This window comes from Curtobacterium citreum, assembly GCF_006715175.1.
GTDB lineage: Bacteria > Actinomycetota > Actinomycetes > Actinomycetales > Microbacteriaceae > Curtobacterium > Curtobacterium citreum.
The window spans coordinates 324,557-348,666 of sequence record NZ_VFMQ01000001.1; the positions used below are offsets into that span (position 1 = coordinate 324,557).

General features: G+C 72.5%; 26 protein-coding genes and 3 tRNA genes. 14 read left to right on the top strand and 15 right to left on the bottom strand.

The genetic code is table 11. From position 1 onward, the window contains the following. Window positions 1–151: 151 nt before the first annotated feature. From FB462_RS01635 to FB462_RS01645, 3 genes are all read left to right on the top strand, one after another. The gene (locus tag FB462_RS01635) at window positions 152–715 is read left to right on the top strand and encodes a M23 family metallopeptidase (RefSeq protein WP_167509963.1); all 564 of its coding nucleotides are present in this window, start codon (window positions 152–154) and stop codon (window positions 713–715) included. Between the two features lie 46 nt (window positions 716–761). After that, the gene (locus FB462_RS01640) at window positions 762–941 is read left to right on the top strand and encodes a hypothetical protein (RefSeq protein WP_114851226.1); all 180 of its coding nucleotides are present in this window, start codon (window positions 762–764) and stop codon (window positions 939–941) included. A 61-nt stretch (window positions 942–1,002) separates the two neighbouring features. Then, window positions 1,003–1,191, top strand: a complete 189-nt coding sequence (locus FB462_RS01645; protein WP_114851225.1) for a zinc transporter permease — start codon at window positions 1,003–1,005, stop codon at window positions 1,189–1,191. Between the two features lie 95 nt (window positions 1,192–1,286). Here the strand turns inward: FB462_RS01645 and FB462_RS01650 are convergent, their stop codons facing one another. Then, window positions 1,287–2,150 carry an NAD-dependent epimerase/dehydratase family protein gene (locus FB462_RS01650; protein ID WP_114851224.1) on the bottom strand — a complete coding sequence of 288 codons (864 nt, stop codon included), beginning with the start codon at window positions 2,148–2,150 and terminating at the stop codon, window positions 1,287–1,289. Between the two features lie 236 nt (window positions 2,151–2,386). On the opposite strand from FB462_RS01650, the gene FB462_RS01655 reads away from it, so the two are divergent. The 4 genes from FB462_RS01655 to FB462_RS01670 all read left to right on the top strand — a co-directional run bounded on the left by FB462_RS01655 (window position 2,387) and on the right by FB462_RS01670 (window position 5,110). Next, window positions 2,387–3,064, top strand: coding sequence for an ABC transporter substrate-binding protein (locus FB462_RS01655; RefSeq protein ID WP_141859738.1), 678 nt, complete (start codon window positions 2,387–2,389; stop codon window positions 3,062–3,064). Between the two features lie 116 nt (window positions 3,065–3,180). Then, a complete protein-coding gene (locus FB462_RS01660; RefSeq protein ID WP_058741601.1) occupies window positions 3,181–3,879 on the top strand; it encodes a YceI family protein in 699 nt (232 codons plus the stop codon). A 2-nt stretch (window positions 3,880–3,881) separates the two neighbouring features. Further along, window positions 3,882–4,391, top strand: a complete 510-nt coding sequence (locus FB462_RS01665; protein ID WP_114850614.1) for a sigma-70 family RNA polymerase sigma factor — start codon at window positions 3,882–3,884, stop codon at window positions 4,389–4,391. Then, window positions 4,388–5,110, top strand: coding sequence for an anti-sigma factor family protein (locus FB462_RS01670; protein WP_114850615.1), 723 nt, complete (start codon window positions 4,388–4,390; stop codon window positions 5,108–5,110). Before FB462_RS01665 ends, FB462_RS01670 begins: the two co-directional genes overlap by 4 nt. 59 nt (window positions 5,111–5,169) lie before the next feature. Here the strand turns inward: FB462_RS01670 and FB462_RS01675 are convergent, their stop codons facing one another. Together FB462_RS01675 and FB462_RS01680 are read right to left on the bottom strand one after the other, a co-directional pair. Continuing rightward, window positions 5,170–5,415: a hypothetical protein gene (locus FB462_RS01675; RefSeq protein WP_141859740.1), complete on the bottom strand. Its 246-nt coding sequence runs from the start codon at window positions 5,413–5,415 to the stop codon at window positions 5,170–5,172. Between the two features lie 117 nt (window positions 5,416–5,532). Further along, window positions 5,533–6,009, bottom strand: coding sequence for a MarR family winged helix-turn-helix transcriptional regulator (locus FB462_RS01680; RefSeq protein WP_167509964.1), 477 nt, complete (start codon window positions 6,007–6,009; stop codon window positions 5,533–5,535). A 119-nt stretch (window positions 6,010–6,128) separates the two neighbouring features. Between FB462_RS01680 and FB462_RS01685 the strand changes: the two genes are divergently transcribed. Further along, window positions 6,129–9,707 carry a bifunctional proline dehydrogenase/L-glutamate gamma-semialdehyde dehydrogenase gene (locus FB462_RS01685; protein ID WP_141859744.1) on the top strand — a complete coding sequence of 1,193 codons (3,579 nt, stop codon included), beginning with the start codon at window positions 6,129–6,131 and terminating at the stop codon, window positions 9,705–9,707. Continuing rightward, window positions 9,700–10,455, top strand: coding sequence for a tyrosine-protein phosphatase (locus FB462_RS01690; RefSeq protein ID WP_114850617.1), 756 nt, complete (start codon window positions 9,700–9,702; stop codon window positions 10,453–10,455). Before FB462_RS01685 ends, FB462_RS01690 begins: the two co-directional genes overlap by 8 nt. A gap of 51 nt (window positions 10,456–10,506) precedes the next feature. Here FB462_RS01690 and FB462_RS01695 read toward each other — a convergent pair whose 3' ends face one another. The 8 genes from FB462_RS01695 to FB462_RS01730 form a co-directional block, all read right to left on the bottom strand. Further along, the gene (locus FB462_RS01695) at window positions 10,507–10,713 is read right to left on the bottom strand and encodes a hypothetical protein (protein ID WP_114850618.1); all 207 of its coding nucleotides are present in this window, start codon (window positions 10,711–10,713) and stop codon (window positions 10,507–10,509) included. Window positions 10,714–10,776: 63 nt separating this feature from the next. Then, window positions 10,777–11,070, bottom strand: coding sequence for a hypothetical protein (locus FB462_RS01700; protein WP_141859746.1), 294 nt, complete (start codon window positions 11,068–11,070; stop codon window positions 10,777–10,779). A 35-nt stretch (window positions 11,071–11,105) separates the two neighbouring features. Continuing rightward, a complete protein-coding gene (locus FB462_RS01705; RefSeq protein ID WP_141859748.1) occupies window positions 11,106–12,101 on the bottom strand; it encodes an SDR family oxidoreductase in 996 nt (331 codons plus the stop codon). A gap of 103 nt (window positions 12,102–12,204) precedes the next feature. Beyond that, window positions 12,205–13,479, bottom strand: a complete 1,275-nt coding sequence (locus tag FB462_RS01710) for a phosphatidylserine decarboxylase family protein (RefSeq protein ID WP_167509965.1) — start codon at window positions 13,477–13,479, stop codon at window positions 12,205–12,207. An 85-nt stretch (window positions 13,480–13,564) separates the two neighbouring features. After that, window positions 13,565–14,347 carry a YqjF family protein gene (locus tag FB462_RS01715; protein WP_141859752.1) on the bottom strand — a complete coding sequence of 261 codons (783 nt, stop codon included), beginning with the start codon at window positions 14,345–14,347 and terminating at the stop codon, window positions 13,565–13,567. Next, on the bottom strand, window positions 14,344–15,174 hold the full coding sequence (locus tag FB462_RS01720) for a nitroreductase family protein (protein WP_141859754.1): 831 nt from the start codon (window positions 15,172–15,174) through the stop codon (window positions 14,344–14,346). The genes FB462_RS01715 and FB462_RS01720 overlap by 4 nt, the downstream gene beginning before the upstream one ends. A 3-nt stretch (window positions 15,175–15,177) precedes the next feature. Further along, complete coding sequence (locus FB462_RS01725; RefSeq protein ID WP_141859755.1) at window positions 15,178–15,561, bottom strand: hypothetical protein; 384 nt, start codon at window positions 15,559–15,561, stop codon at window positions 15,178–15,180. Window positions 15,562–15,571: 10 nt separating this feature from the next. After that, window positions 15,572–16,009 (bottom strand): Lrp/AsnC family transcriptional regulator, encoded by a 438-nt coding sequence (locus FB462_RS01730; RefSeq protein ID WP_058741615.1) that lies wholly within the window; start codon window positions 16,007–16,009, stop codon window positions 15,572–15,574. A gap of 235 nt (window positions 16,010–16,244) precedes the next feature. Here FB462_RS01730 and ddaH point away from each other — a divergent pair, with 235 nt between their 5' ends. After that, on the top strand, window positions 16,245–17,135 hold the full coding sequence (ddaH, locus tag FB462_RS01735) for a dimethylargininase (RefSeq protein ID WP_114850625.1): 891 nt from the start codon (window positions 16,245–16,247) through the stop codon (window positions 17,133–17,135). Further along, entirely contained in the window at window positions 17,135–18,355 is a 1,221-nt protein-coding gene (gene rocD / locus FB462_RS01740) for an ornithine--oxo-acid transaminase (protein ID WP_114850626.1), read from the top strand. The genes ddaH and rocD overlap by 1 nt, the downstream gene beginning before the upstream one ends. A gap of 82 nt (window positions 18,356–18,437) precedes the next feature. Here the strand turns inward: rocD and FB462_RS01745 are convergent, their stop codons facing one another. After that, the gene (locus FB462_RS01745; protein ID WP_141859756.1) at window positions 18,438–19,433 is read right to left on the bottom strand and encodes an SDR family oxidoreductase; all 996 of its coding nucleotides are present in this window, start codon (window positions 19,431–19,433) and stop codon (window positions 18,438–18,440) included. 124 nt (window positions 19,434–19,557) lie between these two features. Here FB462_RS01745 and FB462_RS01750 point away from each other — a divergent pair, with 124 nt between their 5' ends. Beyond that, window positions 19,558–20,568 (top strand): aldo/keto reductase family protein, encoded by a 1,011-nt coding sequence (locus tag FB462_RS01750; RefSeq protein ID WP_058741621.1) that lies wholly within the window; start codon window positions 19,558–19,560, stop codon window positions 20,566–20,568. Window positions 20,569–20,741: 173 nt separating this feature from the next. Here the strand turns inward: FB462_RS01750 and FB462_RS01755 are convergent. From FB462_RS01755 to FB462_RS01765, 3 genes are all read right to left on the bottom strand, one after another. Next, window positions 20,742–20,814, bottom strand: a tRNA-Phe gene (locus FB462_RS01755). A 1-nt stretch (window position 20,815) separates the two neighbouring features. Further along, a tRNA-Asp gene (locus tag FB462_RS01760) sits at window positions 20,816–20,892 on the bottom strand. A 57-nt stretch (window positions 20,893–20,949) separates the two neighbouring features. Beyond that, a tRNA-Glu gene (locus FB462_RS01765) sits at window positions 20,950–21,022 on the bottom strand. Between the two features lie 256 nt (window positions 21,023–21,278). On the opposite strand from FB462_RS01765, the gene FB462_RS01770 reads away from it, so the two are divergent. Together FB462_RS01770 and FB462_RS01775 are read left to right on the top strand one after the other, a co-directional pair. Then, window positions 21,279–22,583, top strand: coding sequence for a M23 family metallopeptidase (locus FB462_RS01770; protein WP_141859757.1), 1,305 nt, complete (start codon window positions 21,279–21,281; stop codon window positions 22,581–22,583). 28 nt (window positions 22,584–22,611) lie between these two features. Beyond that, the gene (locus FB462_RS01775; RefSeq protein ID WP_114850629.1) at window positions 22,612–24,069 is read left to right on the top strand and encodes a C40 family peptidase; all 1,458 of its coding nucleotides are present in this window, start codon (window positions 22,612–22,614) and stop codon (window positions 24,067–24,069) included. The last annotated feature ends 41 nt before the right edge of the window (window positions 24,070–24,110 follow it).

The following is a 24,110-nucleotide window of genomic DNA, read 5'->3' on the forward strand; positions in this document are numbered from 1 at the left end:
GGTCCTTGCCTACGCGGGCGCAGCGGCGGGAGTCGCGGCGCTCGGTGGTGCGGTGACCGGAGGAGCCTCGGCACAGGCTGCTCCGTCGTGGCGGTACCCGTTCGATCAGGCGTACCCGATCTCGAGCGAGTTCGGTCCGAGGGTGCCGCCCGTGGAAGGTGGGAGCTCGTACCACCAGGGCATCGACTTCGCTGCGAGTGCGGGCACACCGATCCACGCGGTGGCGTCTGGCACCGTGGTGACCGCGGGGCCGCTCGCAGGATGGGCCTTCGGGAACCTCACCCGGATCCAGCACGACGGGTACATGAGTTGGTACGGCCACCAGAGCTCCATCGCTGTGAAGGTCGGGCAGCGGGTGACCGCGGGTCAGTACATCGGCAAGGTCGGGTCGACGGGCATCTCGAGCGGTGCGCACCTGCACCTGGGCCTGTCGACCGGGTCGAGCTCGACGTTCATCGATCCGGCACCGTACATCCTCGGCGCCCCGAAGTCGGACGGATCGACCGCGCCTGCCACACCGCGCGACGACGACTTCACGCTCATCAAGTCACCGGGCCGCGGCGCGGCCATCATCGGCGCCGGGTACTTCCGCGCCCTGCCGACGGCGGAGTTCGAGACGTGCGCCGTCTCGCTCGCCGGGCCCGCGGTCGAGGGCAACGACCGCCAGTTCGACGTCTGGAAGTCCATCGCGTTGAGCGGCACCGTCGCGGCCTGAGCCGCTCCACCGAGAAGCACGAAGCACCCACCACGAGGAGAAGTCCATGAAGCTCATCCAGTCCACCAACCGCGGCATCGCAGTCGTCGGCCCCGGGTACTTCCGGGGGCTCAAGAACCAGGAGGAACTCCAGGCCGCGACCATGGCCTGGGGTCAGCCGGTGATCGGCAACGACCGTCAGTTCGACGTGTGGAAGGCCATCGCGCTGCAGGGAACCACCGCCTGATCCCGGACGGATGCCAGAGCACGGCGTAGCCTCCTGTTGAGAACCGATCTCAGGAGGAACCATGACCGACCCGAACACCACCCCCGGAGCCGAGGGTGACGAGCACCGCGTCGCCGAGCACGACGTCGCGGCGCACGACCACGAGCAGGACGGCGGTGAGCACGAGACCGTCGAGCACGGCGACCACGTCGACTTCGTGCACGACGGCCACCGCCACGCTCGCCACGGGGACCACTACGACGAGCACTGATCGCCGGAGCGCGACCTGACGGACGGGAGGCCCGTGGCGGAGTCGCCACGGCCTCCCGTCGGTCGCGACGACCGACGCGCGTCGCTGCGGCGACGTCAGGGGTGCCGGACGCCCTCGCCCGCGAGCACCGCGCGGTACCCCTCGCGGAACGTCGGGTACCGCGGTTCCCAGCCCGTCGACCGCAGCAGCGCGTTCGACAGCCGCTTGTCGCCGCCCGCCTGCCGCCCGGACGCCTCGGCACGCGGCGGCTCCGGCACGCCGAGCTCGCCGGCCAGGAACACGAGGACGTCGTCGAGCCGGACCGGCTCGTCGTCGGTCCCCAGGTACGTCGGCGCCGGGTCCGGGACGGCCGCCAGGTGCACGAGCGCCGCGGCGGCGTCGTCCCGGTGGATCCGGTTCGTGTGCGGTGAGCCGCCCGCGACGGGGGCCAGTCGTGCGGAGCCGTCCCGCACCTGGTCGACCAACCGTTCCCGCCCGGGTCCGTAGATCCCGGAGAGCCGCACGAGCACGGCGTCCTGGCGTCGGGCGCGCAGCAACTCCTCGGCCTCGAGCAGTACGCCCGCGGTCGGTGTCCCCGCACGTGCCGGGGTCTCCTCGGACACCTCGCCGCCGTCGGACTCGTCGTACACCGCGGTCGAGGACACCACGACCACCCGAGGCGAGGCCCCGGACGCCTCGACGCCGTCGAGCACGTTCCGCAGCCCGTCCACGTAGGTCGCGCGGTACTCGTCGACGTCACGGGAGCCTGCGGCGAACGCCACGACGACGACGGCCGTGTCCGCGTCGATGGTCGGCGCCTCCCGTCGCAGATCGACGCTCCGGCCGGTGATCGGCGCCGGGATCCGTTCGGCTCGGCGCCGGAGCCCGACCACCGTGTACCCCTGGTCGGCGAAGCGGAGTCCGGCCTCGGTCCCGAGGTCCCCGCACCCGGCGATGACGGCGGTCTTCGTGTGCTGCACCCCTCGACCTTGCCACGGCCGTCGAGCGCCTTCGTCCCCCGGTTTGGTAACAGAACGGTAACGTCGCTGAATTCGGCCAAACCGATGTCCGTAGGCTCCCGAATTAGATGCAACAGCCGGGAAAACCCCGGAGCGCTCACCAGCCGCAGTCAGCTGGTTCTCCACCCCCATGTGGGGTGTGTTCGGCGCGCATACAGGGAAATCGCGCCGAGCGCGACCACGAAAGGAACGAACTCATGCGTAAGAGCCTGAAGACCTCGATCACCCTCGCCACCACGGGCGCCCTGGTGCTCGGCGGCGCCGCGTTCGGTGTGTCCGCCGCGCAGGCCGACGGCACCGTCCACACCGTCTCCTCGTCCTCGTCGAAGATCCCCGGCCCGGTCGCGTCGGTGCCGGAGGTCAAGGGCGGCAACACCGCCGTCGCGCTGGACAAGGGCTTCACCGACGCGCTGACCTCGCTGGGCCTGACCCCGGGTGTGTCGGGCAACGCGAAGCTGGAGAACGGGTCGGTGTCGTTCCCGATCACGGCCGGTTCGGTGACGTACTGGTCGCCGGACGGCAACTACCGCCCGTACGTGCAGGGGCTGCTGGACCACGACGACTCGGGCCTGACGCTCAAGGCCGGTGACACGACGGTGACGCTGGAGAACTTCGTGGTGAACCCGGGTTCGTCCAAGCTCTACGGTGACGTGCTGGTCAACGGGCAGGTCGCCGCGTCCAACGCGTACCTGTTCTCGCTGCACGGTGGCACGCTCAAGCCGCTGCAGCTCGAGGGTGACAACGCGATCCTGACCGGCACCACGGTCCACGTCTCCGACGACGCCGCGAAGCTGCTCAACAGCACCTTCAAGACCGACGCGGTCAAGGGTGGTCTCCTCGTCGGGACCGCGACCATCACCGCACAGATCAAGTAACACTCCCGCACCACACGAACGACGGCCGGCCCCGGAAGGGACCGGCCGTCGTCGCACGTCCCCAGTACGACCGGACGAGATCTGAACGATCCGGCGCCCCGTCTCGTCGTCGGGGTATGGGACTCCGCACACGTACGAAGGTCATCATCGGCATCGCCTCGGGCGTCGTCGTCATCGGGGCCGCCGCCGCGATCGCCGGCCCGGTCATCTACGCGAACACGGTCAACGGCCAGGCCGCCGCCGCACCCTCCCTCAGCGCGAGCGCGTCCGGCGCCGCCGGGTCGCTCACCGCGAGCGAGGCGAACGGCACCTGGACGAGCAAGGGCACGTCGTACGCGGGCTACCGCGTGCACGAGGTCCTGCAGGGGAATGATGTGAACGTGGTCGGTCGCACGAAGGACGTCGAGGGCACGGCGGAGGTCGCCGGCGGTTCCCTCACGAAGGCCGAGGTCACCGTGCAGGTCGGCAAGATCAGCACGCCGGAGGCCGCCCGCGACGCGTACTTCCGCGACAAGGCACTCGAGACCGCCAAGTTCCCCACCGCGACGTTCACGCTCACCCAGCCCGTCGACGTCTCGAAGGCGCTCGACGGCACCGCCCAGGACGTGACCCTCACCGGCACGATGGACCTGCACGGCGTCGAGAAGCCCGTCACCGCCGACGCACAGGTCGCCGTCGGCCAGGGCGGCACCGTCCAGGTCGTCGGCAGCGTGCCGATCACCTTCGCCGACTACGGCGTCCAGGCCCCGTCGCTCGGGTTCGTCACCGTCGACGACAAGGGTTCCGTCGAGTTCTCCCTCGACCTGGGGAAGTGACGATGACGGGCCGTCCCGCCGACGAACTGCTGGCGACGCTGCACCGCGAGCACGGTGACGCACTCACGCGGTACGTCCGGCACCTGACGCGGGACGGCTCGATCGTCGAGGACGTCGTCCAGGAGACCATGGTCCGCGCGTGGCAGCGCCCGGCCGTCCTCGAGCTCGCGCCGGACAGCGCACGCGCCTGGCTCTTCACGGTCGCCCGCAACCTGGTCGTCGACGACGCCCGCTCCGCCCGCAACCGACGCGAGCAGGGCTCCGAGCACCCGGTCGACCGTGCCGAGGCCGACCGCACCGACGCCGTCCTCGACCGCATCGTGGTCGCCGACGCACTGGCATCGCTGAGTGCCGAGCACCGCCGCGTGGTGGTCGACGCCTACTGGTTGGGGCACACGGTCCCCGAGATCGCCCGACGACACGACATCCCCGAGGGCACCGCGAAGTCGCGGCTGCACTACGGGCTGCGAGCCCTCCGGCTCGCCCTGCAGGAACGAGGAGTGACCCGATGAGCGTGGACCCGACCGCGCACGACCGCTACGCCGAGTGGGACGCCGCCTACGTGCTGGGCTCCCTGCCCGCCGACGAGCGCCTGGAGTACGAGCGGCACCTGGAGTCGTGCCCCCGCTGCACCGCAGCGGTCGCCGAGTTGGTCGGTCTGCCCGGCCTGCTGGGCAAGCTGCCCGCCGACCAGGCGATCGAGATCGCCGAACCGGACGGGAGGCACGACACCGGTTCCGCGGGCACCCTCGCCTCCGTCGCGCACCGCGTCCGGCGCCGTCGTCGTCGTCGCCGGGTCTGGGTCGCGGCCACCGCGGGGCTCGCGGTCGTCGCCGCCGTGCTCGGCGGGCTCGCCGTCGGGACAGCGGGGGAGCGCGGTACCGTCCAGGCCGGTGCGTCGCGGACCGCCGCCGGCCCGGGGGACCGATACACGATGACCGGCTCGCAGGGTCTCGACGTCGACCTCGCGGTCAGCGGGGAGCAGTGGGGCACGCGCTTCGACTGGGGGTGCTCGTACGGCGGCAAGCAGTGGTCGTCGGACGGCTCGGTGATGTACGACCTCGTGGTGGTCCGCACCGACGGCACCGTGCAGACCGTGGCGTCGTGGTCGGCCGCCGGCGCCGAGGCCCGCGGGCTCTCCGCCTCGACCGACATCCCCCGCGACGAGATCGCGACCGTCGAGGTCCGGCTCCGCGGGGAGTCCGGCGTCCTGGCCGACGTGCACCTCTGACGGATCGCGGGCCTCCCCGGCTGCGCCGGGGAGGCCCGCGATCGAGCGGGTCGTCGTTGCTAGCGGGCCCGATCTCCGTGTCGGCGCGCGTGACGCAGTCGCGCGACCGTGCCGACGGAGATCCCGCTCAGTCCGACGGCGACCCCGGAGGCGAGGACACCGAGTGGGCGGGCAGGGGTGTCGAGCGTGGCGGCGAACATCGCTGAGCTCGAGGCGAGGAGGAGGCCCGCGACCGTGATCGAGAACGTGAGATCGGTCAGGATCTTCACTGCTGCTCGGCCCTCACTCGCAGCGCGGAACGACACGGGCAACTCCTTCGCTGGTGAACCGGAGTGCGCTGGACTCCGCGATCACGACGGTAGTGGTTGACTCGTAGAACTGCAGTACTGATGTACAAACCGCCGGAGCGTTCGTCGTGCCGTTCAATCGGCGGCGGAGCCCTCGTGGTCGTCGGGGCCGACGGCCTCGTCCAGGCGCGCACTGACCGACCGCAGCGTGTCCGCGTCCGTCCCCACGGGCCTCCAGAACAGTTCCTCGAGCGCGCCCGTGTGCGCCCGGATCCCGGCGAGGACCGCGCGCCGCCCGTCCGGCGTCATCTCCACCCAGCTGCCGCGCCCGTCCTGCGGGCAGTCGGCGCGGACGACCAGACCGCGCGCGACCATGCGCGTCACCTGGTGGCTGACGCGCGACTTCTCCCAGCCGATGCCCGTCGAGATGTCACGGACCCGCAGGCGGTGCTCGGGGTCGCGGTGGAGGCCGATCAGGATCTCGAACTCGGGGACGGAGATCCCCGCCCCCTCCTGCACCGCCCGGTCGAGGGCCCGGTCGAGCCGTCGCCAGGCGTCGTGGTACGCGTCCCAGGTGGCCCAGTCGTGGTCACCGCTGCCCTCCGTCGACATGCCGCTCAGCGTATCCACCGGCGCGTCGGCGTCCACCAGGATCATCCGTCCGGACGACCTCCACGGCACGTCCAGCACGCTCCGAGGTGGCGTCGGCGGCTCGGCATACGATCAGGGGCATGCCGAGCGCGCGACTGCAGGACTGCACCGACGACGCCGTCGCCCTGGTGCGACGGTGGACGGCGGCGTCCGCGGGACGCAAGCCCGACGCCGGCGCAGCCCGACTGGCCCAGGTGCTCCGGGACGAGCAGGGCCTCGCCTTCACGCGCGGGTTCCTCGACCGGGTGGTCCGGCCGGAGGACCCGCGGGTCGCGGCACGGGTGCTCGAGCAGGTCAGCCAGGACGTGCCGGAGGACCTGGCCTGGTACCTCCGCGGCGCGGTGACCCTCGGTGGCGGCTTCGCGACCATGGCGCCGTGGGCCGTGGTGCCGACCGCGCGCCGGATCCTGCGTCGCGTCGCCGGACACCTCGTCGTCGACGCGACCCCCGCCAAGCTCGGGTCCGCCCTGGCGAAGGTCTGCGGCGCGGGCACCCTGGTCGAGGTCGACCTGCTCGGCGACGCCGTCCTCGGCAGCGCCGAGAGCGACCGACGGCTGCAGGCGACCGTGGAGCTGCTCGAACGACCGGACGTGGACCGCGTGGCGGTCTCGCTGCGCAGCGTCGTGCCGCAGCTCGCGCCGTGGGCCCCCGACCGGACCGTCGAGCGCGCGGTCGACCGGCTCGTGCCGCTGTTCCGGGCGGCTGCCGCTCCGATGGCGCTCGGTCGGCCCGCCGGCGCGGTCACCCTGCAGGCCGGCCTGCACGCCGACCAGGCCCTGACGATCGCGGTGTTCCGGGCGCTGCTCGACCGCGACGAGTTCACCGGGCTGCAGGCCGGGATCACGCTCCAGGCCGCCCTGCCGGACACCGCGGCGGCCCTCGACGACCTGACGACGTGGGCGCAGGAGCGTCGGGCACGCGGTGGCGCGCCCGTCACGGTGCGGCTCGTCAAGGGCGCCGAACTCCCCACCGAACGGGTCGAGTCCGTCCTGCGCGGCTGGCCGCTCGCCACGTGGGGATCCAAGCGCGAGACCGACACCGCGTACCTCCGGCTGCTCGACGCCGCCCTGACGCCGGAGCGGATCGACGCCGTGCGGGTCGAGGTCGGCAGTCACAACCTGTTCGACCTCGCGACCGCGTGGGTGCTCGCCGGCCGGCGCGGGGTGGCCGACGGGGTCCGGGTCGCGATGCTGCTCGGGATGGGCACGGGCACGACCGACGCCGTGCGCCAGGACGTCGGGCCGATCGTGCTCGGCGTGCCGGTCGTGCAGCCGGACCACTTCGACGCGGCCATCGGGTACCTGGCCCGACGCCTGCAGGAGAACGCCGGTCCCGAGCACTTCGTCGCCGCGATCGGCGCCGGGCCGGTCGACCCCGACGCGCTGGAGCGGCAGACCGCGCGGCACCGCGAGGCCCTCGACGCCCTCGACGAGCCGGTGCCCGCGACCCACCGCACCCAGGACCGCCGACAGCCCCTGGGCAGCCCGACGATCCGGACGGCCTTCGAGAACGCTGCCGACACCGATCCCTCGACCCCGGGCAACCGCGCGTGGGCCGCCGACGTCCTGAGCCGGGTGCCGTCGTCGCGGCTCGGGGTGCAGACCCTGCGCGGCGCCCGGACCGCCGACCGGTCGAAGCTCGAGCGGATCGTCGCGCGCACCGCGCAGGCCGGCGTGAACTGGGGTCGCCAGGATCCAGGGGACCGCGCCGAACTCCTCGACCTGATCGGCCACGAGCTCGCGTCCCGTCGTGCGGACCTGGTCGAGGTGCTCGTCGCCGAGACCGGCAAGACCCTGACCGAGGCGGACACCGAGGTCACCCGGGCGGTCGACCTCGCCCACCACGCGGCGGACCGGGCACGGCACCTCGCCGGGCTCGACGGTGACGGCGCCCGCTTCGTGCCCCCGCGCCTGACCGTCGTCGTCCCGAGCTGGACCGCGCCCGTCGCGATCGCCGCAGCAGGCATCACGGCCGCGCTGGCCGCGGGCAGCGGTGTCGTCCTCAAGCCCTCGCCGCGAGCCGGACGCTCCGGCGCGGTGCTCGCCGACGTGCTCTGGGACGCCGGGGTCCCGCACTCCCTGCTGCAGCTCGTCGACCTCGACGTCGACCAGCTCGGCCGTGACCTCGTGGCGCACCCGACCGTCGACCGCGTGCTCCTGACGGGGACGACCGACACCGCGCGCTCGTTCCGCTGGTGGCGGGCGGGTCTGCCGCTCACCGCGGCGACGAGCAGCCGGAACACCGTCGTCGTGACGCCGAGCGCCGACCTCGACCAGGCGGCCCAGGACGTCGTGCACTCCGCGTTCGGCCAGGCGGGCCAGGACCGCGCCACCGCGCCCCTCGTCGTGCTCGTCGGCTCCGTCGTCGAGAGCGAGCGGTTCCGCCGACAGCTCGTCGACGCCACCCGGACGCTCCGGGTCGCGTGGCCGCACGACCCCACCGCCCAGGTCGGTCCGCTCGTCTCGGAGCCGAGCGGTGCGGTGCTCCGCGCGCTCACCGAGCTCGGACCGGGCGAGTCGTGGCTCGTGCAGCCCGCCCCGCTCGACGACACCGGGCGGCTCTGGTCGCCGGGCATCCGCGACGGGGTCCGTCCGGGCAGCGCCTTCCACCACGACGTGGCCGCGGCGCCCGTCCTGGGGATCCTGCACGTCGAGACCCTCGAGCAGGCGATCGCGGTGCAGAACGGCCCCGACTCCGGGCTCGTCGCCGGGCTCCACTCGCTGGACGTCGACGAGGTCGGCACCTGGGTGGCGTCGGTCCAGGCCGGCGAACTCGTCGTCAACCGTCGGACCACCGGTGCCGTCGTGGGTCGGCGTCCGACCGGCGGCTGGAAGGCCTCGTCGGTCGGTCCCGGCGCCCAGACCGGCGGTCCGCTCGACGTCGCGACGCTCGGCCGGTGGGAGTCCGTCCCGCGCAGCGTGCACAAGAGCATCCAGCTCACCGGGCTGCCGTCGCGCGTGACGGCCCTCATCGAGGCGGCCCGCAGCGGCCTGTCGTTCGAGGAGTTCGACCACGTCCGCGCCGGCGCCCTGAGCGACGTGCGCGCCCGTCAGTCGCTGTACGGCCGCTCGCAGGACCCGACCGGCCTCGGCGTCGAGCGGAACGTCCACCGCTGGCGTCCCCGGTCGGTCGTCGTCCGGCACGCCGAGGGTGCTCCGACGGGTGCCCTGGTCCGGACGCTCGTCGCCGCGACCTCGGCGCGCGCCCACGTCCTGCTGAGCACGGCACGTCCCCTGCCCGGCCCCCTCACCCAGCTGCTCGCCGGACCCCGGTCACCGCTCGACGTCGTCGACCACCTCGTCGAGTCCGACGAGGACTTCCTGGGCCGTGCGGCGTCCGGCGCCGTCTTCCGCAGCGACTGGAGCACGGGCGACGAGCCGCAGGACGCGCTCGAGGCCGTGCTCGCCCAGACCGAGGGCCAGGACCGCCCGACGACCGCGGCGTTCGGCGGCCCGGGCGCCCGCATCCGGATCGTCGGGGGCGATCCCCTCGCGCTCGAGGAAGCCCTCGGCGCGAGCGTGGACGTCGACGTGGTGGACGCCCCGGTCGTCGAGTCCGGCGTCGTCGAGATGCTGCACTACCTGCGGGAGCAGTCGATCGCGATCACCGCGCACCGCTTCGGCGACGTCGACCCGGCCTTCGCGGCGCTCCGTGTCTAACGCGTCCGGACCCGCCCGGCCCGGGAACCTGCGCCGGCTCGTCGCCGACGGTCTCGTGAACGCCCGCGACCTCGGCGGCCTGCCGCGACGGGACGGCACGACGACCCCGACCGGCCGCGTGTTCCGCTCCGAGAACGTCGACCGGCTGACGGCGGAGGGCTGGCGCGCGGTGCACGACGCCGGGATCCGGACGATCGTCGACCTCCGGGCGCCCGACGAGCGTGCACGGGACGAGCGCCCGCGGCCGTCCTGGGTCACGACGGTCGCGATCGACCACGACGGTCGCGACGACGCCCCGGCGTTCTGGGACCGCTACTGGGAGAACGGTCTCGTCGCGACGCCGCTGTACTACGGCGCGCACCTCCGCGAGCTGCCCGAGCGCACCGGGGCCGCCCTCGCCGCGATCGCGGACGCGGGCCCGGGTGGCGTGCTGTTCCACTGCGCCGCCGGCCGGGACCGCACGGGCGTGGTCGCGCTCGCCCTCCTGACGATCGCCGACGTCGAGCCCGAGGCGATCGTCGCCGACCACCTGGTCAGCGTCACGGACCTCGCCGCCCTGTGGGCGACGCTCGGGGTGCCGGACCAACAGGTGCGCATCGACGCGCTCTGCGCGGAGCACGGCACGACGTCCGCCGACGCGTTCCGCGCGGCGCTGGCGGCGTTCGACGTCGACGGGTTCGTCGCGTCGTCAGGACTCGACGACGACCGACTGGAGGCCCTGCGCACGTTCCGCGCGCGCGTCACGTGAGCCGTGCCTCCAGTCCGGAACACGCGGCCGGAGCGCGACGGACGCGCGCCGTCAGTCTTCCGTGGCTGCGCCGTCCTCGTCCTCGACGCCGGTCTCGTCCATCCGGTCGCGGAGGTGGTCGGCCATCGCGCCGGCGCCCTCGCCGTGGTGGTCGTGGTCGACCTGCTCGATCAGCCCGCGCAGCTTCTCGTGGTTCGTGGCCTCGTTCGCGCCGTCCATCACCGGTTCGGTCTGGACGCCCTCGTCGTGGTTGCTCATGCCCCGGAGGCTACGCCGTGCCCTCGTGCGCGAGCGTGGCCCTGTGCGGAAGGCGCGCTGCCGTCAGCGGCGTCCGCGTCCGACCGACGCGACCTCCGCGACCGCGAGCAGCACCGCGAGCACGGCCTGACCGAGGGCGAACCGGCGGAACCGGGGGAGCAGGAGCAGCGGGAGCATCGTCGCGCCGTGCAGGACGTCCACGACCGCACCGGCGGTGTGGGCGACGGCCGTACCGACCCGTGCGGTGACCGCCGCCTGCCCGGTCTGTCGGACGGCGAGCACCCCGTGCAGGACCCGGTGCGGCGCACCGCGTCGTCCCGCGAGCACCAGGTGCGCGACGCCGACGCCTGCGCGCACGACCCCGACTCCCCGACCGTCCCGTGCCGACCGGCTCATCGACGACGTCCGGCCGCGAGGGCGACCGCCCCGGCGATCCCGAGCGCGGCACCGAGCAGGCCGTTGCCGAGCCGGCGGTGCTCCACCCACCAGGTCTGCGGCGACCGCGCGTGCGCGGAGTCGTCGAACACCCCGTGCGCGCCGTGGTCACCCGGGACCGGCTCGTACAGGTTGACCCCGATCTGCTTCCCGTCCTTCTGCGGCGCCTGCTGCCCCGAGAGGAGGGTCTTCGCCGCGTACCAGTCGGCGAAGCGCCCGCTGATCCGGTTGCCGAGGATCGTGTAGACCGTCGACTCGCCCACCCAGGTCCGTCGGCGGGGCCGCTCGGCGACCGTGGCGATCGCGCGGGCGCCGACCTCGGGCTGGTAGATCGGTGCGACCGGCTGCGCCAGGTGCGGCAGCGTCGACTGCACCCACTGGAACTGGATCGTGTTGAGCGCAGGCATGTCCACGCGGGACACCGCCACCTTGCTGCCCTGCTGCTCGAGCTCGGACACCACCGACTCGGTGAACCCGACGATCGCGTGCTTCGCCCCGCAGTAGGCGGCCTGCAGCGGGATGCCGCGGAAGCCCAGCGCCGAGCCGACCTGCACGACGTGTCCGCGGTCGCGGGGCACCATGCGACGCAGCGCTGCGCGGGTGCCGTTCACGAACCCGAGGTAGGTGACGTGCAGGGCGCGCTCGAAGTCCTCGGCCGCGGTGTCCAGGAACTTCCCGAACACCCCGACCATGACGCCGTTCACCCACAGGTCGATCGGCCCGAGCTCCTGCTCGACCCGGTCCGCGGCGTCCTCGACGGCCTGCCGGTCGGACACGTCGGCGACGAGCGCCAGGCCCCGACGACCGGCGGCCTCGACCTCGGCGACCGCGGCCTCGACCCCGTCGCGTCCACGGGCCAGGACGGCGACGTCCCACCCGCGTGCCGCGAGTTCCCGGACGGTCGCCCGTCCCGGTCCCGCCGATCCTCCGGTCACCACAGCCACACGCGTCATGCTCCCCTTGTACGCACCGCGCGACGGGGGACCACCCAGGGGCCGTACCCCGGTGGGGACCGGACCGGAGCGACTCTCCGTCCGCGCGGCGCCGGGCCGGGCGCTACTGCTCGTCCGTGCGCCGCGTGGCCGTCGCCAGGTGGGACCGCACGTGCAGCAGGGCGGGTTCCTCGTCGGGGGCCTGCGGGACCGCGCCGAGCGAGAACGACTCGACGACGCCGGGGCCGAAGAGCACGCAGACGCTCGACCCGCCGAACCGGAACCACCCGAGCTCGTCGCCCTTGCCGACGTGCGCGCCCTCCTCGACGCCCTCGCCGATCACGCACGAGGACACGTCGGACATCCCGACGAACACCACCGCGACGGTCCCGATCGCCGCGTCGTCCGCCTCGACGAGCACGATCGCCCGGGTCGCCACGTGCGCGAGGTACCCCTGCGACCGCTGCGGCTCCTCGGCGTCGGTGCCCTGCGAGTCGGCCTCGGAGTAGTAGGTGCCCGGCTCGACCCAGGCGCGCACGATCGTCCCCGCCACCGGGCTGTGCCAGCGGTGGTACTCGAGCGCGCTGAGGAACGCCTGCCACACGGTGCCGTCGACGAACAGGTCGACGGACTCGTCGCCGGCGAGCAGCTCCTCGACGGAGTACGGCTCGGCCTTGATCCAGAAGTCGTCACGGCGGTGGACACCGCTCGCGATCCGGTACGGCGTCGCCTCGCACGGGCTGACCACGACGGCGTCGTCGTCCGGTGCCGCGACGGGACGTGCACCCTCCTTGAACTCCCGCGTGAAGAACGCGTTCCACGACGGGAAGCCCCAGTGCTCGGCGTCGGGGTCGTGCACGAACTGGTCCATGCCGAGGGCCCGCCGTGCGGAGTCGTTCAACCACCCCGAGGGCTCGTCGACCAGGACGAGGAGCGAGTTCTCGCTGTCCAGGAACGTGCACCAGCCCTGCAGGATGCCGCGGATCGCCGCGTTGACCCGCGGGTCCCGGTAGAAGGCGAAGCCGGCCGGCGTGGCCTTCGTCCAGTCGAGCACGCCGTCGAGGGGCGTCATCACCATCTGCTCGTCGCTGTACTCCGGCGCCGTCGTCACGACGTCGTCGACGAGCATGAGCAACTCGTCGAAGCTGCGCAGGTGCCGTTCCCGGTACGCGCGGCCCTGCGGCACCTGCGCGATCATCTCGGACGCCTGCATGCGCAGCAGCGGGTCGCCCTCGACCAGGTCCCGCAGCGCGGCGACGGCCGGGTGCAGGACCCGGTCGGGGTCGCGTTCGTCCAGCCGCTCGCGGCGGCCGCGGAGCCACCCCTCGAGCCCGGACTGGTCCTGCGGGAGCCACCCCGCCCGGCGTCGGACGTCCTGCTGGTGCGCGCTGTCGTTCACCGGTCGGACGCTACTCATGCCCACCGGGCGGCCCGCTCAGCGCGCGGCACCCCGCTGCGCGGTCCGCTCGGTGCGGCGCGGCCCGTCAGCGGCCCCGGCCGAACCGGGTCGTCACGCCGGGGGAGTACAGCACCGAGTCCGGCTCGAGCCCGGTGAGCCCGAACGGCAGCCCCGCCGCGGCGACCAGGTCGTCCCGGAGCGTCCGGAGCGTCGCCCGGTGCAGCGGCCACGGCTCGTGCTCGTTCGGCCAGTACCGGGTCGCCCCCGCCCGACGCACGTGCATGCCCCAGCGCGCCGTCAGGAAGGTCTCGAGGGCGGTCGGCTCCGCCACGGCATCGCCGACCTCGACCTCGAACAGCGACCGCAGGTGCGTCCCGTGCCGCCGCATCGCGTAGCCGACGCGTCCGCCACCGGTCCGCACCTCGGCGCGCGCCCACCAGTACGGCAGCGCCGTCGCGACGCGCGCGCCGACCGTCGGCAGGAGCTTCCCCGCGTCGAGCGACAGGAACGCGACCCCGCGTCGGCCCTGGTCGTCGCGCGTGTAGACGCGGACGTTCACCTCGACGAAGTCACCGACGCTGCCGGCCCGCCCGAGCGGTCCGAGCGGCGGGAAGCGGGTGTCGGTGAACCGGAAGCCGATCAGACCCACCCACGTGGTCGTGCCGTCGTCGGTGCCGTCGAGCGCCATCGTGTCCGGCCGCGCACCCGCCGGCAGCAGCGGTGCGACCGCCGACACGTCGACCCGCCAGTGCACGAACACGACGTCGAGCCAGTCCTGCGAGATCCACGGTCGCCCCCGCAGGGCCGGTGCGACCGAGGCGACGGCCTGGAGGCCCGGCTCCGCCCCGGCGGACCGGCCGGCGGTCACGAGTCGCTCCCGTCCACGGCGGTGGTCGCCACGGGCACGTCGTCCCACCCCTGCTGCGGGGTGTCGCAGGTCCCGCGGAACACGTACTGCGAGGCGCGCTTCCGTTCGCTCGACGTCCAGTCGATGGCGGGGCGGCGGCGTTCAGGAGGCAGGTACCCGATCCGGTAGACGGCCATCAGCTCGAGCGAGTCCGGCACGTGCAGGAGCCCCTCGATCTCCGCCCAGGCGCCGGGGGTCTCCATCGGGAACGACACGAACTGGATCCCGAGGCCGAGCTCCGTCGTCGCGAGCCAGACGTTCTCCATCGCCGCGCCCATGCTGAACACCGAGTAGAAGCCGGACAGCTCCTCCTTCCGGTACTCGTGCCGGTCGAGCAGCACGCCCAGCAGCAGCGGTGAGCCCGCGACGAGCCGGCGGTTCTCCTCACCCAGGGTGTGCGGCACCCGCAGCGTGTTCATGAGCAACTGGCCGCGCTTCGTGAACACCTGCTTCGTGAAGGGCTTCAGCGGTCCGGGGAGCTTGTCGAAGAGCATGCCGTCGCGGCGCTCGTCCATCTCGGCCTGCGAGAACCGGAAGTACGGCCGGTACCGCTCGAAGAACGTCCCCTCGGCCATCGTGCGGGTCATCGAGCGGCCGCTGATCTCGGCGATGCGCTCGATCGTCGGGCGCTCCTCGACCAGGACGAACCGCCACGGCTGACTGTTCAGCTGCGAGGGGGCCCGTCCGGCGAGCTCCATGAGCAGCCGCTGGTGCTCCTCGGACACCGGGTCGGGCAGGAACGCCCCGTTCGTCGTGCGCCGGCGGCGGATCGCCTCGAACAGCTCCACGGATCACCCTCCTGGTCGCCCGCGTGCGAGCAGCGCCCCCAGGTAGGACGGTGCCGCGGCGACCGCGACTCTCCAGTGTGCTCGCGAGCGCGGGTTCGTGCGCGGGGCGACGGCGAGCGGGACGAGTGCCGAGAGCAGGAACAGCGCCGAGCGGTCCCGGGTCCACACCGGGGTCGTCGCGGCGACGCCGGTCAGGGTCGCCGTGACGACGAACAGGCCGTGGTGGACGACGCGGAGCTTCTTCGTCCGGATGACGCGGACGGCGACCGCCGTGCCCCACAGGCAGTTGGCGAGGTAGGCGACCGACGCAGCGGTGACCAGGTGGCGGGCCGCCGGTGACGTGCCGGACGCAGCCCCGTGCCTCCCGGCCGTCGTCCCGCGTCCCACGGACGCGACCCTACGCGGACTCGCGGCTGACGAGCTTCGAGAGGACGATCGCACTGCGGGTGTGGTCGACCTGCGGTGCGAGGCGGACGCGGTCGAGCGCCAGCTCGAGGGCCGACAGGTCCCGCGACCGCATGTGCACCACGGCGTCGGCGCTGCCCGTGACGGTCCCGGCGTCGACGACCTCGGGCACGGTGTCGAGCAGCGTGCGGAGCTCGTCGGGGGAGACCGTGCCGCGGCAGTAGAGCTCGACCCAGGCCTCGGTCCCGCGGTCCTCCACCGCGGGGTCGACCTTGATCGTGAAGCCCTGGATCACCCCGTCCGCGACGAGCCGGTCCACCCGGCGCTTCACGGCGGAGGCCGAGAGTCCGACCACCGACCCGATGTCGCCGTACCCGGCGCGGGCGTTCTCCCGGAGCTGGTCCAGGATGCGGTGGTCGAGCGTATCCATGTTCGTCAATCGTACGCGCGGTTCTTGCGAGTCCGGTGGGTCCGACGCAGGAATCGTGCGTCACCCGAACGGGTGCCAGGGCGTGATCGAACCGTTGCTGCACCGATCGGACGGTTCGTGCAAGGATCGAGCCGGCGTCGACCTGGTCCGCTGCGGTGAGTGAGCCTGCGTCTCGCCGGAGTGCTTCACCCGTGGTGGTTCCTGGCAGGCTCGGGCCCCGGTCCCAGGAGGACTGATGTCGAACACCGCAACCGAACCGCAGGCAGCACCGGCCCGTGTCGCCACGAAGCGCACGATCCTGATGTGCAAGCCGACGCACTACACGGTCAGCTACCGGATCAACCCGTGGATGCACCCGGAGGAGCCGACCGACACGTCGAAGGCCGTCGAGCAGTGGCAGTCCCTCGTCGACGTCTACGAGCAGCTCGGCTTCGACATCTCGTACATCGAGCCGATCGAGGGCCTGCCGGACATGGTCTACGCGGCGAACGGCGGCTTCGTGCTCGACGGTGTCGCGTACGGCGCGAAGTTCCAGTACCCCGAGCGCCAGCCCGAGGGCCCCGCGTACATGGACTGGTTCCGCGACGCCGGCCTGCGCGTCGCCGAGCCCGTCGAGACGAACGAAGGCGAGGGGGACTTCCTGCTCATCGACGACGTCATCCTCGCCGGCACGGGCTTCCGTTCGGACAGCAGCTCGCACGAGGAGATCGCGAAGGTCTCCGGCCGACAGGTCATCACGCTGAAGCTCGTGAACCCGAACTTCTACCACCTGGACACCGCGATCGCGATCCTCGACCCGGTGCCGGATGCCTCCGGCCGCTCGAACATCGCGTACCTGGAGAGCGCGTTCGACGAGCCCTCGCTGGCGATCCTGCGCGAGCGCTTCCCCGACGCGATCATCGCGACCGAGGAGGACGCGGCGATCCTCGGCCTGAACTCGTACTCGGACGGCTACAACGTCGTGATCGCGTCGCGCGCCACGACCTTCGCCGAGCAGCTCCGCGAGAAGGGCTACAACCCGATCGGCGTCGACCTGTCCGAGCTCCTGCTCGGGGGCGGCGGCGTGAAGTGCTGCACGCTCGACCTGCACCCCGTCGGTACCGACACCTCCGTCGCGCGGTCCTGATGCACACCGCGACGGGGACCAACACCTCGGCCGCACTCGCCGTCGAGGACCGCTCCCTCGCCCACAACTACAGCCCGCTCCCGGTCGTCATCGCGTCCGGCGACGGTGCGTGGGTGACGGACGTCGACGGCAAGCGCTACCTGGACGGGCTCGCCGCGTACTCCGCGGTGAACTTCGGCCACGGCAACCCGCGGCTGCTCGACGCCGCCCGGGCCCAGCTCGACCGGGTGACCCTGACGAGCCGTGCCTTCGTGAACGACCGGCTCGGCCCGTTCGCGTCGGCGCTCGCCGAACTGACCGGTACCGAGCTCGTGCTCCCGATGAACACCGGGGCCGAGGCCGTCGAGTCGGCGATCAAGGTCGCGCGCGCCTGGGGCTACCGCGTCAAGGGCGTCCCGGCCGGACAGGCCACGATCGTCGTCGCGTCCGGGAACTTCCACGGCCGCACCACGACGATCGTCTCGTTCTCGGACGACCCCGACGCCCGCAACGACTTCGGCCCGTACACGCCCGGCTTCCGCACGGTGCCGTACGGCGACGCGGCCGCCCTCCGTGCGGCGATGGACGAGACCGTCGTCGCCGTGCTGCTCGAGCCGATCCAGGGCGAGGGCGGGGTCGTCATCCCGCCCGCCGACTACCTGCCGGCCGTGCGCGCGGTCTGCGACGAGTTCGGCGCCCTGTTCGTCGCCGACGAGATCCAGTCCGGGCTCGGACGCACCGGGCACACCCTCGCCGTCGAGCGCGTCGGGGTGCGGCCGGACCTGGTCACCCTCGGCAAGGCGCTCGGCGGCGGCATCGTCCCGGTGTCCGCGGTCGTCGGCTCCCGGGACGTCCTGGGCGTCCTGCGTCCGGGCGAGCACGGCTCGACGTTCGGCGGCAACCCGCTCGCGGCGGCCGTCGGCACCGAGGTCGTGGCGATGCTCGGCGAGGGCACGTTCCAGGAGCGGGCGCTCGCCGGCGAACCGCTGCTGCGCGGTCTGCTCGACGACCTCGCCGGTCGCGGGGTCGTGGCGCACCGCGTGGCCGGGCTCTGGGCGGGGATCGACATCGACCCCGCGCTCGGCACCGGCAAGGAGATCGCGCACGACCTGGCCGACCGCGGTGTGCTCGTGAAGGACACCCACGGGTCGACCATCCGCTTCGCGCCGCCGCTCGTCGTCACCGACGACGAGGTCCGGCTCGCGATCGGGACCCTCGGCGAGGTGCTGGCCGCGCGCTGACGCGACGCGACCACCCGACGGACGGGAGGCACGTGGCGGATCCGCCACGTGCCTCCCGTCCGTCGTTCCGGGTGTCCCGGCGTCAGCGCACCCGCCAGCGCTCCACCAGCTGATCCATCAGGCCGTCGAGCCGCTCGTCCGTCACCTGTCGCGACGGGTCCGCGTCGAACCACGCGACGATCTCGCGCGCACCCTGCCGGATCGACGTCGTCTGCGCGAACTCCGGCACCAGCGTCTGCACCTTCGTGTTGTCGAACACCGAGGTGTTCGCCTTGTCGCCGAGCAGGCTCGCACCCCAGTCCGCGTCGAGCGCGTCGATCGCATCGGACGGCACGTGCACGATCTCCAGGTCCTCGACCCCGGCAGCGGCCGCGAACTCGTGCGCGATCCGGTCCCAGGTCGGGGCCTCGTCGCCCGTGATGTGGAACGCCTCGCCGATCGCCTCGGCGCGGTCGAGCAGCCCGACGAACCCGACGGCGAAGTCCCGTGCGTGCGTGATCGTCCACAGCGAGCTGCCGTCGCCGCACACCACGACCGGCTTGCCCGCACGCATCCGCCCGAGGACCGTCCACCCGCCCGAGAACGGCACGAGGGTCTCGTCGTAGGTGTGCGACGGGCGGATGATCGTCATCGGGAAGTCGTCCTCGCGGTACGCCTCGACGAGCAGGTCCTCGCACGCGATCTTGTCCCGCGAGTACTGCCAGAACGGGTTCTTCAGCGGCGTCGACTCGGTGATCGGCAGGTGCGTGGCGGGCGTCTGGTACGCCGAGGCCGACGAGATGAAGACGTACTGCCGCGTCCGCCCGGTGAAGACCTCGACGTCGCGCTGCACCTGGTCCGGCGTGAACGCCACGAAGTCGACGACGACGTCCCACCGTCGGTCGCCGATCGCGCCTTCCAGCGCGGTGCGGTCCGACACGTCGGCCTGGAGGCGCGTCACGGCCTCCGGGATCGGCCGCTTGTCCGTCTCGCCCCGGTTGAGCACGGTCACGTCGAACCCCTGCTCGACGGCTTCGCGGACGCACGCGGCGCTGATGATGCCGCTGCCGCCGATGAACAGCACGCTCGGTCCCGACATGGATGCTCCTTCGCTCCCGGCGGTGCCGCTGTGCACCGCGCTCCTGCGATCCTGCCCCTCGGCCGCCGCGTACCGTCACGGGTCGGGGCGCACCGACGCGCTCCACGACAGGAGTGACACGCACATGGAGTACCGCTACCTCGGCGACTCGGGCCTCAAGGTGTCCGAGATCACGTACGGCAACTGGCTCACCCACGCCTCTCAGGTCGAGAACGACGCGGCGATCGCCTGCGTCCGGGCCGCCCTGGACGTCGGCATCTCGACCTTCGACACCGCGGACGTCTACGCGAACACCGGCGCCGAGACCGTCCTCGGCGAGGCCCTGAAGGGGGAGCGCCGGCAGTCCCTGGAGATCGCCACGAAGGTCTTCGGGCCGACGGGTCCGAAGGGCCACAACGACACCGGCCTGAGCCGGAAGCACATCCTCGAGTCGATCGACGGCTCCCTCGAGCGGCTGCAGACCGACTACGTCGACCTGTACCAGGCGCACCGGTACGACCACGAGACCCCGCTCGAGGAGACCATGCAGGCCTTCGCGGACGTCGTCCGGCAGGGCAAGGTCCTGTACGTCGGCGTCTCGGAGTGGACCGCCGAGCAGCTGCGCGCCGGGCACGCCCTCGCGAAGGACCTCGGCTTCCAGCTCATCTCGAACCAGCCGCAGTACTCGGCGCTCTGGCGGGTGATCGAGGGCGAGGTCGTCCCGACGTCCGAGGAGCTCGGCATCTCGCAGATCGTCTGGTCCCCGATCGCCCAGGGCGTCCTGACGGGCAAGTACCAGCCCGGGCAGCCGCTGCCGGAGGGCTCGCGCGCCACGGACGACAAGGGCGGCGCGAAGATGATCGAGCGCTTCATGAACGACGAGGTCCTGACCGCGGTGCAGGAGCTCAAGCCGATCGCGGACGAGCTCAGCCTGTCGATGGCGCAGCTCGCGGTCGCCTGGGTGCTGCAGAACCAGAACGTCGCGTCGGCCATCATCGGCGCCTCGCGGCCGGAGCAGGTGCACGACAACGCGGGCGCTGCCGGGGTCACGATCCCCGCGGAGCTGATGTCCCGGATCGACGACGCCCTCGGTTCGGTCGTCGAACGCGACCCGGCGAAGACGAACGACAGCAGCCCGAAGACCCGCGAGGCCTAGGCCAGCGGCGGGTCTCCGGCGCTCAGCACGACCGGAAGCACGCGACACCGCGGAACTGCGCGGCGCGGCGTGTTTCCGGTTGTGCGGCGGCACGCCGAGCTGCGAGGCCGAGCCTCGAGCACGCCCCCGGGAACGCAAAAGAGCCCCTCACTCTCGTGAGGGGCTCTTCACCGTGGCTGGACACGGCATCGATCCGTGGACCTTTCGATTTTCAGTCGAACGCTCTACCAACTGAGCTATCCAGCCGTGGCGACCCTGACGGGACTTGAACCCGCGACCTCCGCCGTGACAGGGCGGCACGCTAACCAACTGCGCTACAGGGCCATGTGTACTTGTGGGTACTTCTCGGTGTTGCTCGGTTGCTTGCTCACTCACGTGGAGTGACCCCAACGGGATTCGAACCCGTGCTGCCGCCGTGAAAGGGCGGTGTCCTAGGCCACTAAACGATAGGGCCGCAAGCTGCGCCGTGCGCTACCGATGGACAAGCATACGGATGCCCCGGGCGATGCACAAATCGAGTGCCCCGGAACGTGCATCCCCGGCGTGTCGCGCTGTGGAGACGGGTCCGACCAACGGGGGAGTGCGAGCATCGTCGACGGCCAGGCACCCTCGCACGGGGGTGTCCCTGCTGCGACCCCTGTTGTTACTGTTGCGTCTGTTGACAGTGTTACGTGCGTGAGCCATGCCGCGCTGTTACGAAATCGAGACTCATGACGACTGCACCCCTGTTCTCCCGCCCGCCCCGCCGCCGCGTCCTCGCCGCCGCGGTCGCCGTCGCGCTCGCAGCCGGCGCGCTCGGCGCCCTGGCGCCCGCGAGCTCGGCGTCCGCGACGAGCTACCCCAGCTGGGACGACGTCCAGGCCGCGAAGGCATCGCAGGCCGCCCAGCAGGCGAAGGTCACCGAGATCAAGGGACTCCTCGCCGACCTCACCACCAAAGCGTCCGCCGCCCAGAAGGAAGCCGAGGCCGCCGGCACCGCCTACCAGACGGCGCAGACGAAGTTCGACGAGGCGACCCTCACCCACCAGACGCTGCAGTCCCAGGCGGACGAGGCCGAGCGCACCGCGAAGCAGTCCGAGGCGCAGGCCGGCCAGCTCGCCGCCCAGCTCGGTCGGGCGAGCGGCGACGACGTGACGACGGACATCTTCACGCACCCGTCCTCGTCGAGCGACCTGCTCTACGAGCTCGGCGCGATGTCGAAGCTCACCGAGCAGGCCGACGGCATCTACGCACAGGCGACCCAGGACCGCGGCGTCGCCCAGGGCCTGGCGGACAAGGCGCAGTCGGCGAAGCAGGCCCTCGGCGCCCTGGCCGAGGAAGCACAGGCGAAGGCGAAGCAGGCGCAGCAGGCCTCGGACGACGCACAGACCGCGGTCGACGCCCAGAACGACAACAAGACGCGGCTCGAGGCGCAGCTGACGCTCCTGACGACGAACGAGCAGAACGTCGAGGCGGACTACCAGAAGGGCGTCGCGGCCGAGAAGGCCCGGCTCGCGGCGATCGCAGCCGAGCAGGCCCGGCAGGCGGCAGCCGCGCAGGCCGCGGCGAACCAGGGCGGCAGCTCGGGCAACGGGTCCGGCGGCTCCGGCGGCGGTGCGCCGACCTCGTCCGGCTGGGTCCGGCCCGCCGGCGGCTACCAGACCAGCCCGTTCGGCTGGCGCGTCGACCCCTACACGCACGCCCACGCCCTGCACGCCGGGGTCGACCTGGCGCCCGGCTGCTACTCGCCGATCTACGCCGCACACGACGGCACGGTGACGTTCGCGGCCAACGGCGGCGGCTACGGCAACGAGGTCGTGCTCGACAACGGCGGCGGGATCTCCACCGCGTACGGGCACATCGTCGACGGCGGCATCCTGGTGTCCGTCGGGCAGCACGTCTCCGCCGGCCAGCAGATCGCGAAGATCGGCTCCACCGGTTGGTCGACCGGGTGCCACCTGCACTTCGAGACCCGGGTGAACGGCTCCGCCGTCGACCCGGTCCCCTTCATGGCCGCGCGGGGGATCTCGGTATGAACGAGCGCGCCGTCGAGAGGCACTGACCATGAAGTCCGCCACCCGCACCGGCTGCACCGCGATGGTCGCAGCACTCGGCATCGGCCTGTCGATCGTCGTGGTCGGTCCCGCGCACGCGGCGCCGTCCACGCCGAGCTGGGACGACGTCCGTGCGGCGAAGGCGGACGCGGCCGACGCGCAGCAGACCGTCGACGAGCTGTCGAGTCGGCTGCAGTCGCTGCAGGACACGGCGGACGCGGCACAGGTGGTCGAGATGCAAGCCGGGCAGGCGTACGCCGTGGCAGCGTCCGAGCAGCAGCAGGCGAAGGACACCCTCGACGACCTGACGGCGCAGTCGAAGCGCGCGGCGCAGCGGGCGAAGGAGTCCGCGGGCCAGGTCGCCGGGCTGATGGTCGAGCTGTCGCGCACGGGTGGCGGCAACATCTCGACCTCGATGCTCGTCGACTCGTCGGACTCGAAGGACCTGCTGTACCGCGTCGGCACCATGTCGCAGCTGTCCGAGCGGTCGGCGACGGCGCTCGCGCAGGCCCAGGCCGACCAGAACACGGTCGACGCCCTCGCCGCGCAGCAGTCCTCGGCCACGACCGCGCTCGCGAAGGCGACGGCGGCGTCCGAGCGGGCCCTCGACGCGGCGAACTCCGCGGCGAGCTCCGCCCAGACCCGCGTGCAGCAGGAGCAGTCGAAGCAGGCCGAGGTGCTCGCACAGCTCGCGTTCCTGAAGGGCACGAGCGTCGACGTCGAGACGGCGTACTGGAACGCGCAGCAGGCGCAGCGCTCCGAGACGCAGCTCGCGGCGGAGACCACCGGTGGCCGGTCGAGCGGCTCGAACACGTCGAACAGCCCGTCGTCGAACACCCCGTCCGGCGGCACGAGCCCCAGCGCGAACCAGCCGAGCGCGAACCAGCCGAGCAGCAACCAGCCCAGCGCGAACCAGCCCAGCAGCAACCAGCCCAGCAGCAACCAGCCCAGCTCGAACCAGCCGAGCACGAGCCAGCCGAGCAACCCCGCTCCGGCACCGGCCCCCAAGCCCGCTCCCGCGCCGAAGCCCGCCCCGGCTCCCGCTCCCGCGCCGACCCCGGTGCAGAGCAGCCCGTCCAAGGCCGCCGGCGCCATCGCCTACGCTCGCGCGCAGATCGGCGACGCCTACGTCTTCGGCGGCGCGGGCCCGAACGTCTGGGACTGCTCCGGCCTGGTGATGATGGCCTACGGCTCCCAGGGCGTCGCGACCGGCGGCCACAACGTCGTCTGGCAGTACAACCACTTCCAGTCGATCGGTCGGCTCGTCCCGCTGTCGCAGCGGCAGCCCGGCGACATCCTGTTCTACTCGAGCAACGGCTCGGTGAGCGGCGCCTACCACGACTCGATCTACACCGGCGGCGGGATGATGGTCGAGGCCGCGAACCCGCAGCGCGGCGTGCTCGAGCGGGCGATCTGGACCCCGAGCCAGCTCCTGCCGTACGTCGCCCGTCCGACCGGCTCGCTCTGAGCCCGAGCGCAGACCCCGACACGAACGACGACGCCCGCCCT